This is a genomic window from Alcanivorax sp. HI0044, from assembly GCF_001634945.1.
On sequence record NZ_LWEZ01000614.1, the window covers coordinates 1 to 1,184 of the forward strand.

Genomic DNA, 1,184 nt, shown 5'->3' on the forward strand with positions numbered 1-1,184 from the left:
AAGATGAAAGTCGTTACCCGCGGCCATGCTCTGGAGAGGTAAAAAATTCAGCAAATCACTGTCTGTTTCGCGGCTTCAGGGCCTGTCATTTGGCAATACCATTACTCGCGTTTCAACTTTGAACTTTTCACTTTCAACTCAAAAAGCATTCAGAGAGATACCCATGACAATCCGTTTTGATAATCAGGTGGCCATCGTCACCGGCGCGGGCAACGGCCTGGGTAAATCCCACGCCCTGGAACTGGCCAAACTCGGCGCCAAGGTGGTCGTCAATGATTTCGGCGGTGCCCGCGATGGCAGCGGCGGTTCCAGTGAAGCCGCAGAACAGGTTGTTGCCGAAATCAAGGCCGCCGGGGGCGACGCCATTGCCAACGGGGCAGACGTTTCCGATGAGACCCAGGTCGAAGCCATGGTCAAGCAGGCCATCGACACCTGGGGCCGCATTGATGTGCTGATCAACAACGCCGGCATCCTTCGCGACAAAAGCTTCGTGAAAATGACCCAGGACGACTGGGACAAGGTCGTGGCCGTGCACCTTACCGGCTCGGAAATTTGCAGCAAGGCCGTATGGCCGATCATGCGCGATCAGGGCTACGGCCGTATCGTGATGACTACCTCCACCTCCGGCCTGTACGGCAACTTTGGCCAGGCCAACTACGGCGCCGCCAAAATGGCCGTGGCCGGGCTGATGAATACCCTGTGCCTGGAAGGTGAAAAATACGACATCAAGGTAAACTGCATCGCCCCCACCGCCGCCACCCGCATGACCGAAGACCTGATGCCCCCGGAAGTGCTCGCCATGCTGGAGCCCAGGGAAATCACCCCGGCCGTGCTGTTTCTGGCAAGTACGCAAGCCCCCACCCATCGCATTCTGCTGGCCGGCGCCGGTTGCTACGCCATGGTCCGCCTGATGGAAAGCCAAGGCGTTTACCTGAATGACGACGAGCGTAATGTGGATGGCGTGGCCGCCCACTTCGAGCAAATCGGCAACATGGACAACGCCAGCGAAATGATGACCGGCGGCGACCATGTCACCAAGATTCTGACCATGGCCGCCAAAGCCAAGGGCATCAAGCTGGGTTAACAAAACACGTAGGAGCTTGCTTGCAAGCGAACCCGCACCGCGAAAAGCGATTCGGCTGCAAGCAGCCTCCTACAGCACAAACATCTAAGGCCGAACATAC

1 protein-coding gene is annotated in these 1,184 nt (G+C 57.7%); it reads left to right on the forward strand.

The window, feature by feature from the left end; genetic code table 11:
* Positions 1–163 precede the first annotated feature (163 nt).
* Positions 164–1,084 carry an SDR family oxidoreductase gene (locus A3730_RS07455; RefSeq protein WP_063521349.1) on the forward strand — a complete coding sequence of 307 codons (921 nt, stop codon included), beginning with the start codon at positions 164–166 and terminating at the stop codon, positions 1,082–1,084.
* The last annotated feature ends 100 nt before the right edge of the window (positions 1,085–1,184 follow it).

What these genes read in the sequence shown, in the direction of transcription:
- A3730_RS07455 (WP_063521349.1), top strand. Translation starts at nt 164, where the DNA reads ATGACAATCCGTTTTGATAATCAGGTGGCCATCGTCACCGGCGCGGGC.